The following is a 13,239-nucleotide window of genomic DNA, read 5'->3' on the forward strand; positions in this document are numbered from 1 at the left end:
CTCATTTCCTTTGCAGCGCCCAGCGCTGGAGATCGACCAGCCGGCGCACCTCGTCGAGCCAGACCTGCACCTCGCCCTGTGCGGCCACTGCCGCCTCGTAGTCCGTCTGGATGAACCGCACGCGGCTGCCGATGGCGGCCTGGCCCAGGCGCCAGAGATCGGCTTCGATCACGGTGCCGAATTTCGGATAGCCGCCCGACGGCTGCGCATCGCGCATCTGCACGATCGGCTGGCCGCTCGATGGCACCTGGATCACGCCGGGCACGATGCCGTGCGAGCGGATCTCCATGGCCGCGATCGGCACCAGCGGCGTGCCGTGCATGCGGTAGCCGTAACGGTCGCTCTGCGCGGTGATCTTCCATTCGCCAGCCCAGAAGGCGGCGCGCGATTCTTCCTCGAAGCCCGCATATTGCGCGGCAGGCAGCACGCGCATGGCGGGCAGGCCATCGCATACCAGCGGCAGGCTGATGGCCGGCGGCACCACGCCGAAGTCGACCGCTGCGTGCACCCCGGGCGCGGCAGCGCGCAGCACATCGCCCTGCCGCAGGGCGCGCCCCTCGAAGCCGCCGAACGCGCCGCGCAACTGCGTGCTGCGCGAGGCCAGCCGCTCGGGCACGTCGACCCCACCGGCCAAGGCCAGGTAGGCGCGGCAGCCGGAGCCTGCGACCGGCAGGCCGATGGTCAGCACCTGGCCCTTGCGTGCCTGGGTGACCCACCACGGGGCAACCGCGCGCTGGTCGAGCGTCGCCTTGCCATCGGCACCGGTGAGCGCGAAGGCGCAGTCTTCGGTGAAGCGCACCTGAAACGGATACACCGGAATTTCGATGGCGGCGGCGCCTTCGGGGTTGCCGAGCAGCAGGTTGCCGACGGCCAGCGCCAGCTGGTCCATCGCACCGGCGGTGCCCACGCCGAAGCGCAGGCTGCCCAGCCGGCCCGCGTCCTGCACGGTGGCCAGGGCGGTGGAGGAAAGGATGTCGATCATCGAACGATGTCCTGGATTCGAAAGCGCACGCAGTCGCCCGGCTGCAGCACGGCCGGGGGGTCCTGTTCGGGGTTGAAGAAGTCCATCGTGGTGCTTCCGATGGTGTTCCAGCCGCTCGGCCCGGCCGAGGCCGAGACGCCGGTCTGCACACCGCCGATCGACACCGACCCGCCTGGCAGGTGCACGACGGGCACTGCGCGGCGCGGTGTGGCGATGCGCGCGTCCATGCCGCCGAGGTAGCAGTAGCCAGGGTGGCTGCCCAGCGCGTACACCGGGTACACCGGCGCGCAGTGCAGGGCCACCACTTCGTCGATGGACAGGCCGGTGTGCGCCACCACGTCGGCCAGGTGCGGGCCGCCCTCGCCGCCATACACCACCGGCAGTTCGACGACACGGCCCTGCAGCGGCAGGGGCGTGGCCTCGTCCCAGGCCTGCAGCACAAGGGCCTCGAAGGCCTGCAGCGCGGCCAGGGTGCGCGGCGCCTGGGCAAAGGTCAGCATCAGGTTGTTCATGCCAGGCACGGCCTCGCGCACTTCGGGCAGTTGCTGCAGTGTCTGCGCCATGGCCCAGATGCGTTGCTGCGGCGCCAGGCCGAGGTCGCCCGGCGCCTCGAACAGCAAGGCGGTGGTGCCGAGCAGCGTCATGGTGGGAGAGCTATGTTTCATGTGTGCGCCTTGCCGGTGGCGCGTTGCTGCAGCCAGCGTTCGAGGTGGTGGATGTCGACGCCGCCCTGCTGAAAGCCCGGGTCTTCGAGGATGGCGCGGTGCAGCGGCACATTGGTGTCGATGCCTTCGATGCGCATTTCGGACAGCGCCAGGCGCATGCGTGCGAGCGCGTCATCGCGCGAAGTGCCGTGCACGATCAGCTTGGCGATCATCGAGTCGTAGTACGGCGGCACGCGGTAGTCGGCGGTCACATGCGAATCGACCCGCACACCGAAGCCGCCCGGCGCTTGCCACGCCGTGATGCGGCCCGGCGCGGGCGCGAAGGTGTCGGGATTCTCGGCATTGATGCGGCATTCGAGTGCATGGCCGAAGCAGCCGACCTGGCCCTGCGTCAACGTGAGCCGCTCACCGCGCGCCATGCGGATCTGCTGCTGCACGATGTCGATACCGGTCGTCATCTCGGTCACCGTGTGTTCGACCTGCAGCCGCGTGTTCATCTCGATGAAGAAGAACTCGCCGCCCTCGAACAGAAACTCGAAGGTGCCCACGCCCACGTAGCCGATCTGCCGGCACGCCTCGGCGCAGCGCGCACCCACCGTGGCCAGCAGAGCGGGATCGATGCCCGGCGCGGGCGCTTCTTCCAGCACCTTCTGGTGGCGCCGCTGCAGCGAGCAGTCGCGGCTGCCGAGCCAGAGCGCGTTGCCGTAGCGGTCGCACAGCACCTGGATCTCCACGTGACGCGGATGGCCGAGGAACTTCTCGATGTAAACCTCTGGGTTGCCAAAGGCGCGCCGCGCTTCCTCGCGCGTCAGTGCCATGGCGTCCAGCAACTCGGCTTCGGCCTGCACGATGCGCATGCCGCGCCCGCCGCCGCCGCCGGCCGCCTTCACCATCACCGGGTAGCCGATGTCGCGGGCAATCTGCAGGATGGCCGCATGGTCATCGGGCAGCGAGCCATCCGGGCCGGGCACGCACGGCACACCGGCGACGCGCATCGCGCGCTTGGCGGCCACCTTGTCGCCCATGGTGCGGATGCATGCCGACGTCGGGCCGATGAAGCTCAGCCCCGCCGCTTCCACACGCGCAGCGAAGCCCGCGTTCTCCGACAAGAAGCCATAGCCGGGGTGGATGGCCTGGGCACCGCTGACTGCGGCAGCGTAGAGCAACGCAGCCTGGTTCAAATAGCTCTGGGTGGGCGCGGCCGGGCCGATGCACAGGGCCTGGTCGGCATGGGCGACATAGGCTGCATCGCGGTCGGCTTCGGAATATACGGCGACAGTGCGCAGCCCCAGGCCGCGGCAGGCGCGCTGAATGCGCAAGGCGATTTCGCCACGGTTGGCGATGAGGACGGTATCGAACATGGTCAACCCAGGCGCAGCAGCGGCTGGCCGGCTTGCACCTCGGCCCCGGGCTCCACGAGCAGCGCGAGCACCGTGGCGTCGCGCTCGGCGCGCACTTCGTTGAACACCTTCATCGCCTCGACCACACACACGACCTGGCCGGCCTTGATGGTCTGGCCCGGTGCCACGAACGGCACAGCATCCGGCGCAGGGCGCCAATGCACGACGCCGTACAACGGCGCGGTGATGTCTTGGCTGGCTGGCGCCGCTGTGGCCAGCGCGGCGCGGCGCGGCCCCTGGCGCAGCGCTGGCGGTGGCCGTGTCGCGTCATCCACAGCCGCTGTGCCGGGTGCCGAAGGCGATGCCTTGCGGCGCACCAGGCGCAACAGCGTGCCGTCGCGCGTCAGCTCCATCTCGCTCAGGTCCGACGCGGCCATGACGTCGATCAGCGCCTTGATATCGTTCAGATGCATCTCGGTTTCCTGCCCTTGCGGGCGGCGTTCACACGCTGAGCATCAGCGTGTTCAGTGCCTGTAAGTTACCGAGGGACGGGCCGCGACGCCAAGACCGTTTGGCTTTGCCCGGATAAGAGCGTCTTATGGCTACCGGCAGACGAGGCGCTACGGCGCCACGGCTGCGACCGCGGCCGGGGTCTGGGCAAGCGCCAGGCCCGTGCTGCCCCCAACGAGCAGGTCGTCGACCAGCTCGAGCAGGATCTGGCGCACCGCCTGCGCCGGCTCCGACAGCGGCAGGTGGTCCGACTGGCACAGGGCCAGCGGCGCCTCGATCACCGGTTCGACGATGCGGCTCTGCCAGGCCATGCCCGAGGCGACGAAGCCCCGCGCCATCGACGCCGGCAGGATGGTCGAGCCCAGTCCATCGGCAATGGCCGCCGTGAGGGTGATCGCCGATTCGACCTCGGCCACGACGCGAGGCGTCATGCCGGTGCGGCCAAAGGCCTCGTTGACCAGCTTGCGCACGATGTTGTAGGGCCGTGGCAACAGCAACTCCACCTCGGCCAGGTTTTCCAGGCGAATGCTCTCGCCGGGCTGCGGCTCGCTGGCCGGGCCGACGAGGTACAGCTCCTCCTTCACCAGCGGCAGGAACTTGAGGCCGTGGATGGCCTTGTCGCCGTAGAGCACGGCCAGGTCCATGCGGCCGTTCATGATGAGTTCGCTGAGCGTGGTGCCGTAGCTCTCGTTGAGGTAGAGCAGTACACCCGGATGACGTGCGCGCACGCGGCGCAGCAGCGGCAATGCGAGGGTGGCGGCCGCGGTGCCGGGCGCCATGCCGACCGACACCTGGCCCGAAAGCCCGAGCCCGGCTGCGGCCATGTCGCTCATCGCCTGGTCGCACTGGCGCAGGATGATCTGCGCATGCCGGTATAGCGCCGTGCCGGCTTCCGTCGGGGTCACGCCGCGTTGCGTGCGCACCAGCAACTGCTGCCCGACCTCGGCCTCGAGCGTGGCCAGTTGCTGGCTCAACGCAGGCTGCGCGATGAACAGCACCTGGGCTGCCTGCGTAAGGCTGCCGATGTCCACGATCTTGACGAAATATTTGAGTCGACGCAGGTTCATACAGGCGAAGGCAAGCAAAAGATGAGCCTAGCACCGGGCCTGCATGCCGGCCAGCGTGCTAACACCGTGCACCGGCTGGCCACCCGCAGCCGCGTGAGCCGTCATAAGGTCTGCCTATATCTCCAGAGCGATCTTGTCTTGGCTTTCCAAAATGACAGCGCGTACTGTTCGGGCCTGTTCCACCTGCCATGGCATCGCCCGCACCAAATCCGAGAGCCGGACCGGGCCAGCGACCACTGCCGTGCCGATCTTCCAACGCCGAAGGAAACGCCGTGTCCCGACCCCGTATCGCCGCCCGTGTGCGCCGCATCAAACCATCGCCCAGCAGTGCCGCGGCCGACCGTGCCAACGAGCTGCGCCGCCAGGGACGTGACATCGTCAACCTGGTCGTCGGTGAACCGGATTTCGACACCCCGGTGCACATCCGCCAGGCAGCCTGCGCCGCCATAGAGCGCGGCGAGACGCGCTACACCATGTCCGCCGGCACGCCGGCCCTGCGCCAGGCCATCTGCGACAAGCTGCTGCGCGAGAACGGCCTGCAGTACAAGCCCACCGAAGTGGTGGTCACCTGCGGCGCCAAGCACGCGATCTTCAACGCACTCTCGGCCACGCTGGAGCCGGGCGACGAGGTCATCATTCCTGCGCCGTATTGGGTCTCGTACCCGGACATGGCGCTGGCCTGCGACGGCACGCCAGTGGTGGTGGTCTGCCACGAAGCCGACGGCTTTCGCCTGACGGCGGCCGCGCTCGAAGCCGCCATCACGCCCAATAGCCGCTGGGTGCTGCTCAACTCGCCCACCAACCCGACCGGCGCGGCCTACAGCGCCGCCGATTTACGCGCCCTGGCCGATGTGCTGCTGCGTCACCCGCACGTGCTGCTGATGACGGACGACATCTACGAACACATCCGCTTCGACGGCGAGCAGCTGCCGCACATCGTGGCCATCGAACCGCAGTTGCGGGACCGCACGGTGGTGATCAACGGCGTCTCCAAGACCTACGCGATGACGGGTTGGCGCATCGGCTATGCGGCTGGCCCGCTCGATCTGATCGGCGCCATGGAAACGCTGCAATCGCAGTCCACCAGCAACGCCTGCACCATCAGCCAGGCCGCCGCACTGGCCGCGCTGCAAGGCGACCACAGCTTTCTGAAAGACTTCGTGGCGGTCTACCGCCAGCGCCGCGACCGCGCGCTGGCCATGGTCAACGCCATCGAAGGCTTGAGCTGCCGCACGCCCGGGGGCGCTTTCTACCTGTTCGTCAACTGCAGTGGCTTGATCGGGCGCACCACGCCCGCTGGCAAGCAGCTGGCCAACGATGTGGACGTGGCGCTGTACCTGCTTGATGCCGAAGGCGTGGCGATGATTCCAGGCTCCTCGTATGGCGTGGCGCCCTACTTCCGCATGTCGATCGCGACTTCCATCGAAACCATCGAAGAAGGCTGCACGCGCATCGGGCGGGCGGTAGCCGCCCTGGTCTGAATCGGCTGCGGCAGGCTCGCGGGCCGGCGCGCCTGCTGCCGATGCGCCGCGTCCCACACGTCACTGCCCTGTTCTCTTCCTACCTGAAAGACCTCTCATGGAATACAAAGCCCTGCGCAAGAACGCTTCTGCCGACCAGGCAGTGAGCACCATCCTGGATGCCCTGCGCGGTCTGCCGACTGCTGCCATCAGCGACAACATGCACCGCAACATTGGCACCTCGGGGCTGCACCCCTACCACCGTGCCGGCAAACGCAGCATGGCGGGCACGGCCGTCACGGCGCGCTCGCGCGGCGGCGACAACCTGACGTACCTGCGTGCGCTGGAGTTCTGCCGCCCCGGTGATGTGTTGGTGGTCGACGCCCAGGGCGACCTGAACAACGCGGTGGTTGGCGGCATCCTGTCGTTCTATGCGGCCAAGATCGGCCTGTCTGGCATCGTCATCGACGGCGCGGTCCGCGACGTGGCCGAGCTGCGCGAGCGCGATTTCCCGGTGTATGCCCGTGGCGTGACGCACCGTGGCCCCTACAAGGACGGTCCCGGCGAGATCAATGTGCCGATCTGCGTGGGCGGCATGGTCGTGAACCCCGGCGACATCGTGGTGGGCGACCAGGACGGCCTGCTGGCGATCGTGCCGCAGGACGCCGAGCGGCTGATCGAGAAGGCGCGCGCCGTGCTCGTGGCCGAAGAGAACACGATGGCCGCCATGCGCGAAAGCCGCTGGGACCGCAGCTTCATCGACGCACTCGAAGCGCGCTGCAACAACTGATCGGGCTTGACACCATGCGACCCTCCGTCCTGGCCACCCGTGCCACCTTCCCCGATATCGCCGACCGTCTGCGCCAGCACTTCGAGGTCAGCGACAACGCTGCCGACACCATCTGGAGCCCGGCCGAACTCATCGAGCGCCTGCAAGGCAAGGCCGGCGTGATGAGCACCGGCAGTGAACGCATCGACGCCGCGCTGCTGGCTGCCTGCCCGGACCTCAAGGCCGTGTGCAACGTCGGCGTGGGCTACAACAACATCGACGTGGCGGCCTGTACCGCCCGCGGCGTGGTGGTCACCAACACGCCCGACGTGCTGACGGAAACCACCGCCGACTACGGCTTCGCGTTGATGATGGCCACGGCCCGCCGCATCGCCGAATCCGACCGTTTCGTGCGCACCGGCGCGTGGACCAAGACGGGCATCCACGACCACTTCGTCGGCGGCGACGTTCAGGGTGCCACGCTCGGCATCCTGGGCATGGGCCGCATCGGCCGTGGCATTGCGCGGCGCGGCGCGCTCGGGTTCGGCATGCGCGTGATTTACCACAACCGCTCCCGGCTCGATGCCGCGCAAGAGGCCGAAACCGGCGCGCAGTATGTCGACAAGCAGACTTTGCTGCAGCAAGCCGATCACCTCGTGCTGGTGCTGCCCTATTCCCCGGCAGCGCACCACACCATCGGCGCGGCCGAACTGGCCTTGATGAAGCCGACCGCCACGCTGACCAACATTGCGCGCGGCGGCATCGTCGACGACGCGGCGCTGGCAGCAGCCCTGCGCGCGGGCACGATTGCGGCCGCCGGGCTCGACGTGTTCGAGGGCGAACCCAAGGTCCATCCCGATCTGCTGGCGGCACCGAACACCGTGCTGACGGCGCACATCGGCAGTGCCTCGGTGCGCACCCGGCGCGCCATGGCCGCACTGGCCATCGACAACCTGATCGCCGCGCTCGGCTTCGGGGCCCAGGCCGGCAAGCCGCCGACGCCAGTGAACCCCGAGGTGCTGGGCTGAGCTGCTCCGCGGGCGGCCCTCCCGCCCGCACAGCCAGACGCGCCCACGGGCGCACCCGTGGTTCTTTCACCTTCCGACCCGGATCTTCCATGAACAGCTTCATCCAAAAATTCGATCTGACCGGGCGCACGGCCCTCATCACCGGCTCCAGCGCGGGCATCGGTTTCGCCCTGGCACGCGGGCTGGCGCAAGCTGGTGCGGCCGTCGTGCTCAACGCACGCAGCACCGAGAAGCTGGAGGCTGCCGCCGCAAGTCTGCGCGCCGAGGGCGCAAGCGTGTACACCGCTGCCTTCGACGTGACCGACGGCGCGGCCGTGGCGAAGGCCGTGGCGCAGATCGAGCGTGACATCGCGCCGATCGACATCCTGGTCAACAACGCCGGCATGCAGCGCCGTGGTGCGCTCGATCAGTTCGAGGAAGCGCAGTGGCATGAACTGATGAAGACCAATGTCGACAGCGTGTTCCTCGTGGGCCAGGCCGTGGCCCGGCAGATGATCCCGCGCGGGCGCGGCAAAATCGTCAATATCTGCTCGGTGCAGAGCGAGCTGGGCCGGCCCGGCATCGCGCCCTACACCGCGAGCAAGGGCGCCGTGAAGATGCTGACCAAGGGCATGGCCATCGACTGGGGCCAGCACGGCATCCAGGTCAACGGCCTGGGTCCGGGTTACTTCAAGACCGAACTCACCGATGCGCTGGTCCACAACGCCGAGTTCACCCAGTGGCTGGTCAACCGCACGCCCTCGCGCCGCTGGGGCGACGTGGAAGACCTCTGCGGCGCGGCGGTGTTCCTGTGCAGCGAAGCCTCCAACTTCGTCAACGGCCACATCCTGTACGTGGATGGCGGCGTGACCGCGACGCTCTGAAAGGACACCGCACCATGGAAGCCCTTGTCATCCACGCGCCCGGCGATCTGCGCGTCGAAACTTTTCCCACTGCCGACCTCGGCCCCGGCCAGCTGCGCGTGCGCGTGCGCTGCGGCGGCATCTGCGGCTCGGACCTGCACTACTACCAGCACGGCGGCTTCGGCGCCATCCGCATCCAGGAGCCGATGGTGCTCGGCCATGAAGTGGCGGGCGTGATCGATGCCGTGGGCGAAGGCGTCGTCGGCTTTGCCGCGGGCGAGCGCATCGCCGTCAGCCCGAGCCGGCCCTGCGGCGTCTGCCGCTACTGCCAGGAAGGCTTGCAGAACCACTGCCTGGACATGCGCTACTACGGCAGTGCCATGCGCAACCCGCACGTGCAGGGCGCGTTCCGCCAGGAAATCGTGGTGGAGACGCACCAGGCGCACAAACTCGCTGACGGCGTGAGCGACGGCGAAGGCGCGATGGCCGAACCGCTGTCGGTGGCGCTGCATGCCGTACGCCGTGCCGGCCCGCTGCTGGGCAAGAAGGTGCTGGTCACCGGCTGCGGCCCGATCGGCGCGCTCATCATCATTGCCGCGCGCCGCGCCGGTGCGGCCCACATCGTGGCCACCGATGTCAGCCACCACACCCTGGGCAAAGCACAGAAGGTAGGCGCCGACGAGATCGTCAACGTCGCCGACGAACCCGACGGCCTGAAACGCTTTACGGCCGACAAGGGCACGTTTGACGTGTTGTTCGAGGCCAGCGGCAACGAACGTGCACTGCGCGGTGCGCTCGACGCACTGCGCCCGCGCGGCGTCATCCTGCAGGTGGGTTTGGGCGGCGACATGAGCCTGCCGGTCAACACCATCGTGGCCAAGGAGTTCGACCTGCGCGGCGCATTCCGCTTCCACGAGGAATTTGCAATGGCGGTGGAGTTCCTGAACAAGGGCCTGGTCGATGTGAAGCCGCTGATCTCGGCCACGCTGTCTTACCGCGATTCGGCTCGGGCGTTTGCGCTCGCGGCCGACCGCTCGCAGGCCATGAAGGTCTTGCTGAATTTCGATTGAGATGTGGTTCAAGGAGAAGACATGCTGATAGGCGTGCCCGCCGAGATGGCGGCAGGAGAAACGCGAGTGGCTGTGACGCCGGAGACGGCGAAGAAGCTCATCGCGCAGGGCCACACGGTGCACGTGCAAAGCGGCGCCGGCGTTGCCGCCAGCGTCACCGACGAGGCCTACGTCGCCGTCGGCGCCCAGATCACCGACCGCGCAGGCGCCCTCGGCGCCGACCTGGTGCTCAAGGTGCGCAGCCCGTCCGCCGATGAACTGCCCCTCATGAAGAGCGGCGCCGCCCTGGTGGGCATGCTCAACCCGTTCGACAAGGACGGCCTGGCCCGCCTGGCCGCAGCCGGCCTGACCAGCTTCGCGCTGGAGGCCGCACCACGCACCACCCGTGCGCAGAGCATGGACGTGCTGTCCTCGCAGGCCAACATCGCCGGCTACAAGGCCGTCATGATGGCCGCCGACAAGTACCAGCGCTTCTTCCCCATGCTGATGACCGCCGCCGGCACCGTGAAGGCCGCACGCGTGGTCATCCTGGGTGTCGGCGTGGCCGGCCTGCAGGCCATCGCCACCGCCAAGCGCCTGGGCGCGGTGATCGAAGCCTCGGACGTGCGGCCCTCCGTCAAGGAGCAGATCGAGTCGCTGGGCGGCAAGTTCATCGAGGTCTCCTACGACACCGCCGAAGAGAAGGAAGCGGCCGTGGGCGTCGGCGGCTACGCCAAGCCCATGCCGCCGAGCTGGCTGGCGCGCCAGCAGGTCGAGGTCGCCAAGCGCGTGGCCCTGGCCGACATCGTCATCTCCACCGCGCTGATTCCCGGCCGTGCCGCGCCCACGCTGATCACAGAGGACATGGTCAAGTCCATGAAGCCGGGCTCGGTCATCGTCGACATCGCCGCCGGCAAGGGTCCGGCCAATGCCGATGGCAGCGTGGGCGGCAACTGCCCGCTGAGCGAGGCCGACCGCACGGTGCTCAAGCATGGCGTGACCATCGTCGGCGAGACCAACCTGCCGGCGCTGGTGGCGGCCGACGCTTCGGCGCTGTATGCGCGCAACGTGCTCGACTTCCTGAAGCTCGTGCTGCCCAAGGACGCCGGCTTCAGCGTGCCGATGGACGACGACATCGTGGCGGCCTGCCTGATGACCCAGAACAACGCAGTTACGAGGGCCTGACCATGGACATCGTCTCCCCCACCATCACCAACCTCATCATCTTCGTGCTGGCCATCTACGTCGGCTACCACGTGGTCTGGACGGTGACCCCCGCGCTGCACACGCCGCTGATGGCGGTCACCAACGCCATCTCGGCCATCGTCATCGTGGGCGCCATGCTGGCGGCCGGGCTGACCGAAGGCTTCCTGGGCAAGACCATGGGCGTGCTGGCCGTGGCGCTGGCGGCCGTGAACGTGTTCGGCGGCTTCCTCGTGACCCGGCGCATGCTGGAGATGTTCAAGAAGAAGGACAAGAAAGGGGCCGCCAAATGAGCATGGACCTCGTCACGCTGCTGTACCTCGTCGCCAGCGTCTGCTTCATCCAGGCCTTGAAGGGCCTGAGCCATCCCACCACCTCGATCCGGGGCAACGTCTTCGGCATGGTCGGCATGACGATTGCCGTACTGACCACCGGCGCGATGATCGTCACGCTGGCCGGCTCGGCCATGGGCCTGACCTGGGTGCTGCTGGGCCTGGTGGTCGGCGGCGGCGCCGGCGCCGTGGCGGCCCAGCGTGTGGAGATGACCAAGATGCCCGAGCTGGTCGCCTTCTTCCACAGCATGATCGGCCTGGCGGCCGTGTTCATCGCGGTGGCGGCGGTGTCCGAGCCCTGGGCCTTTGCCATCACCACCAAGGGTGGCGCCATCCCCGGCGGCAACCGCATCGAGCTGGCGCTGGGCGCCTTCATCGGCGCGGTCACCTTCACCGGCTCGGTCATCGCCTTCGGCAAGCTGTCGGGCAAGTACAAGTTCCGCCTGTTCCAGGGTGCGCCGGTGCAGTTCAAGGGCCAGCACCTGCTGAACGCCTTGCTGGGCCTGGCCTCGGCGTTCTTCATCTTCGGCTTCTGGCACAGCCAGAGCTGGATCGACATCGTGCTGGTGATCGCGCTGGGCTTCGCGCTGGGCGTGCTGCTCATCATCCCGATCGGCGGGGCCGACATGCCGGTGGTGGTGTCCATGCTGAACAGCTACTCGGGCTGGGCGGCGGCCGGCATCGGCTTCAGCCTGAACAACAGCATGCTGATCATTGCCGGCTCGCTGGTGGGCAGCTCGGGCGCCATCCTGTCCTACATCATGTGCAAGGCGATGAACCGCTCGTTCTTCAACGTCATTTTGGGCGGCTTCGGCGGCGAGGCGACGACGGCAGCGGCCGGTGCGCAGCAGCAGCGCGCCGTCAAGAGCGGCAGCGCCGATGACGCAGCCTTCGTGCTGGGCAATGCCGAGACGGTCGTCATCGTGCCGGGCTACGGCCTGGCGGTGGCCCGCGCGCAGCACGCGGTGAAGGAACTGGCGGCCAAGCTCACCGAGAAGGGCATCACCGTCAAGTACGCCATCCACCCGGTGGCCGGGCGCATGCCGGGCCACATGAACGTGTTGCTGGCCGAGGCCGAGGTGCCGTACGACCAGGTGTTCGAGATGGAAGACATCAACGGCGAGTTCGGCCAGGCCGATGTGGCCATCATCCTGGGCGCCAACGACGTGGTCAACCCGGCCGCGCACACCAAGGGCAGCGCCATCTACGGCATGCCGATCCTGGAGGCCTACAAGGCCAAGACCATCATCGTGAACAAGCGCTCGATGGCGGCAGGCTACGCCGGGCTGGACAACGAGCTGTTCTACATGGACAAGACCATGATGGTTTTCGGCGACGCCAAGAAGGTGGTCGAGGACATGGTGAAGGCGGTGGAGTAGCTCCCTGCCATCTTGCGGCGGCAACCGACCGCCCTGCCCTGGAGTCAAACGCTGAATCCCGGCCTTCTTCGCCCTGTGCAGTCCGATCTGTGCACTGCGCGTTGAGCCCGGAGTTCTCCCACCCGACCAGAAGCCCAAGGTTCCTTTTCCCATCAAGCACATGGCTTGATTCGTGGGCTCCGGGTTTCTGGCTACGGCTTGATGTCGTTGACCAGCTCCATGGCGCGTTGCTGCCAGGCGGTAGTGGCGGTAATCACCTCAAAGCTGGGTGCGTCTGCCTCGCCGGCGCTGGACATGCGGCAGGTGTTGCGCAGCAGGGTGGCCAGCTCGGCCATCAAGGTGACAAAGCTGTGCGCCGGCGTGCCATCGGCCAGCAGGCGTGAGGAAGCCCTGTCCTGCGCGTAGCCGGAGCGCACAGCGGGCGCCATGGGGGCGCACGTGCCGACCAAGACGCGGATCAAGACGCTCTTCAGAGCCGTCAACCAGCCCATGCGGTCCATCTCGCCCAGCTCCTTGAAGGCCTTGTGCGACTTGCAGCGTGCCACTCTTGCCATCTCGGCCATAGCCGCGCTGGGCCACCGGGCAGCATGCCCCTTCGTAGTAGCTGGACGAC

At 67.9% G+C, this 13,239-nt stretch carries 14 protein-coding genes; 8 read left to right on the forward strand and 6 right to left on the reverse strand.

Translation table 11 applies throughout. The features are described 5' to 3' along the window. Position 1: 1 nt before the first annotated feature. The 5 genes from AC099J_RS21285 to nac all read right to left on the reverse strand — a co-directional run bounded on the left by AC099J_RS21285 (position 2) and on the right by nac (position 4,564). Positions 2-982: a 5-oxoprolinase subunit C family protein gene (locus tag AC099J_RS21285; RefSeq protein WP_479617284.1), complete on the reverse strand. Its 981-nt coding sequence runs from the start codon at positions 980-982 to the stop codon at positions 2-4. After that, positions 979-1,647 carry a 5-oxoprolinase subunit PxpB gene (gene pxpB, locus AC099J_RS21290; protein ID WP_479617285.1) on the reverse strand — a complete coding sequence of 223 codons (669 nt, stop codon included), beginning with the start codon at positions 1,645-1,647 and terminating at the stop codon, positions 979-981. The genes AC099J_RS21285 and pxpB overlap by 4 nt, the downstream gene beginning before the upstream one ends. Next, a complete protein-coding gene (accC, locus tag AC099J_RS21295) occupies positions 1,644-3,008 on the reverse strand; it encodes an acetyl-CoA carboxylase biotin carboxylase subunit (protein WP_479617286.1) in 1,365 nt (454 codons plus the stop codon). Before accC ends, pxpB begins: the two co-directional genes overlap by 4 nt. A gap of 2 nt (positions 3,009-3,010) precedes the next feature. Beyond that, positions 3,011-3,460 carry an acetyl-CoA carboxylase biotin carboxyl carrier protein gene (locus AC099J_RS21300; RefSeq protein WP_479617287.1) on the reverse strand — a complete coding sequence of 150 codons (450 nt, stop codon included), beginning with the start codon at positions 3,458-3,460 and terminating at the stop codon, positions 3,011-3,013. Between the two features lie 147 nt (positions 3,461-3,607). Then, positions 3,608-4,564, reverse strand: a complete 957-nt coding sequence (gene nac / locus AC099J_RS21305; RefSeq protein ID WP_479617288.1) for a nitrogen assimilation transcriptional regulator NAC — start codon at positions 4,562-4,564, stop codon at positions 3,608-3,610. Between the two features lie 272 nt (positions 4,565-4,836). On the opposite strand from nac, the gene AC099J_RS21310 reads away from it, so the two are divergent. From AC099J_RS21310 to AC099J_RS21345, 8 genes are all read left to right on the forward strand, one after another. Then, positions 4,837-6,045, forward strand: coding sequence for an aspartate transaminase (locus tag AC099J_RS21310; protein WP_479617289.1), 1,209 nt, complete (start codon positions 4,837-4,839; stop codon positions 6,043-6,045). A 97-nt stretch (positions 6,046-6,142) separates the two neighbouring features. Continuing rightward, a complete protein-coding gene (locus tag AC099J_RS21315; protein WP_479617290.1) occupies positions 6,143-6,814 on the forward strand; it encodes an RraA family protein in 672 nt (223 codons plus the stop codon). Between the two features lie 14 nt (positions 6,815-6,828). After that, positions 6,829-7,821, forward strand: coding sequence for a 2-hydroxyacid dehydrogenase (locus AC099J_RS21320; protein ID WP_479617291.1), 993 nt, complete (start codon positions 6,829-6,831; stop codon positions 7,819-7,821). Between the two features lie 89 nt (positions 7,822-7,910). Beyond that, positions 7,911-8,684 carry a glucose 1-dehydrogenase gene (locus AC099J_RS21325; protein WP_479617292.1) on the forward strand — a complete coding sequence of 258 codons (774 nt, stop codon included), beginning with the start codon at positions 7,911-7,913 and terminating at the stop codon, positions 8,682-8,684. A 14-nt stretch (positions 8,685-8,698) separates the two neighbouring features. After that, on the forward strand, positions 8,699-9,733 hold the full coding sequence (locus tag AC099J_RS21330) for an L-idonate 5-dehydrogenase (RefSeq protein WP_479617293.1): 1,035 nt from the start codon (positions 8,699-8,701) through the stop codon (positions 9,731-9,733). A 21-nt stretch (positions 9,734-9,754) separates the two neighbouring features. Next, complete coding sequence (locus AC099J_RS21335; RefSeq protein WP_479617294.1) at positions 9,755-10,897, forward strand: Re/Si-specific NAD(P)(+) transhydrogenase subunit alpha; 1,143 nt, start codon at positions 9,755-9,757, stop codon at positions 10,895-10,897. Positions 10,898-10,899: 2 nt separating this feature from the next. Continuing rightward, a complete protein-coding gene (locus AC099J_RS21340; protein ID WP_479617295.1) occupies positions 10,900-11,208 on the forward strand; it encodes a proton-translocating transhydrogenase family protein in 309 nt (102 codons plus the stop codon). Then, positions 11,205-12,626 (forward strand): NAD(P)(+) transhydrogenase (Re/Si-specific) subunit beta, encoded by a 1,422-nt coding sequence (locus AC099J_RS21345; protein WP_479617296.1) that lies wholly within the window; start codon positions 11,205-11,207, stop codon positions 12,624-12,626. Before AC099J_RS21340 ends, AC099J_RS21345 begins: the two co-directional genes overlap by 4 nt. 191 nt (positions 12,627-12,817) lie before the next feature. On the opposite strand, the gene AC099J_RS21350 is transcribed toward AC099J_RS21345, so the two are convergent. After that, a complete protein-coding gene (locus AC099J_RS21350) occupies positions 12,818-13,180 on the reverse strand; it encodes a hypothetical protein (RefSeq protein WP_479617297.1) in 363 nt (120 codons plus the stop codon). Positions 13,181-13,239 lie beyond the last annotated feature (59 nt).

It is taken from the genome of Rhodoferax sp. RT4P68 (assembly GCF_056521305.1).

Bases quoted from the DNA above. Each gene is read 5' to 3' on its own strand.
- AC099J_RS21285 (WP_479617284.1), bottom strand. From the start codon at position 982: ATGATCGACATCCTTTCCTCCACCGCCCTGGCCACCGTGCAGGACGCG.
- pxpB (WP_479617285.1), bottom strand. From the start codon at position 1,647: ATGAAACATAGCTCTCCCACCATGACGCTGCTCGGCACCACCGCCTTG.
- accC (WP_479617286.1), bottom strand. From the start codon at position 3,008: ATGTTCGATACCGTCCTCATCGCCAACCGTGGCGAAATCGCCTTGCGC.
- AC099J_RS21300 (WP_479617287.1), bottom strand. From the start codon at position 3,460: ATGCATCTGAACGATATCAAGGCGCTGATCGACGTCATGGCCGCGTCG.
- nac (WP_479617288.1), bottom strand. From the start codon at position 4,564: ATGAACCTGCGTCGACTCAAATATTTCGTCAAGATCGTGGACATCGGC.
- AC099J_RS21315 (WP_479617290.1), top strand. From the start codon at position 6,143: ATGGAATACAAAGCCCTGCGCAAGAACGCTTCTGCCGACCAGGCAGTG.
- AC099J_RS21320 (WP_479617291.1), top strand. From the start codon at position 6,829: ATGCGACCCTCCGTCCTGGCCACCCGTGCCACCTTCCCCGATATCGCC.
- AC099J_RS21325 (WP_479617292.1), top strand. From the start codon at position 7,911: ATGAACAGCTTCATCCAAAAATTCGATCTGACCGGGCGCACGGCCCTC.
- AC099J_RS21330 (WP_479617293.1), top strand. From the start codon at position 8,699: ATGGAAGCCCTTGTCATCCACGCGCCCGGCGATCTGCGCGTCGAAACT.
- AC099J_RS21335 (WP_479617294.1), top strand. From the start codon at position 9,755: ATGCTGATAGGCGTGCCCGCCGAGATGGCGGCAGGAGAAACGCGAGTG.
- AC099J_RS21340 (WP_479617295.1), top strand. From the start codon at position 10,900: ATGGACATCGTCTCCCCCACCATCACCAACCTCATCATCTTCGTGCTG.
- AC099J_RS21345 (WP_479617296.1), top strand. From the start codon at position 11,205: ATGAGCATGGACCTCGTCACGCTGCTGTACCTCGTCGCCAGCGTCTGC.
- AC099J_RS21350 (WP_479617297.1), bottom strand. From the start codon at position 13,180: ATGGCAAGAGTGGCACGCTGCAAGTCGCACAAGGCCTTCAAGGAGCTG.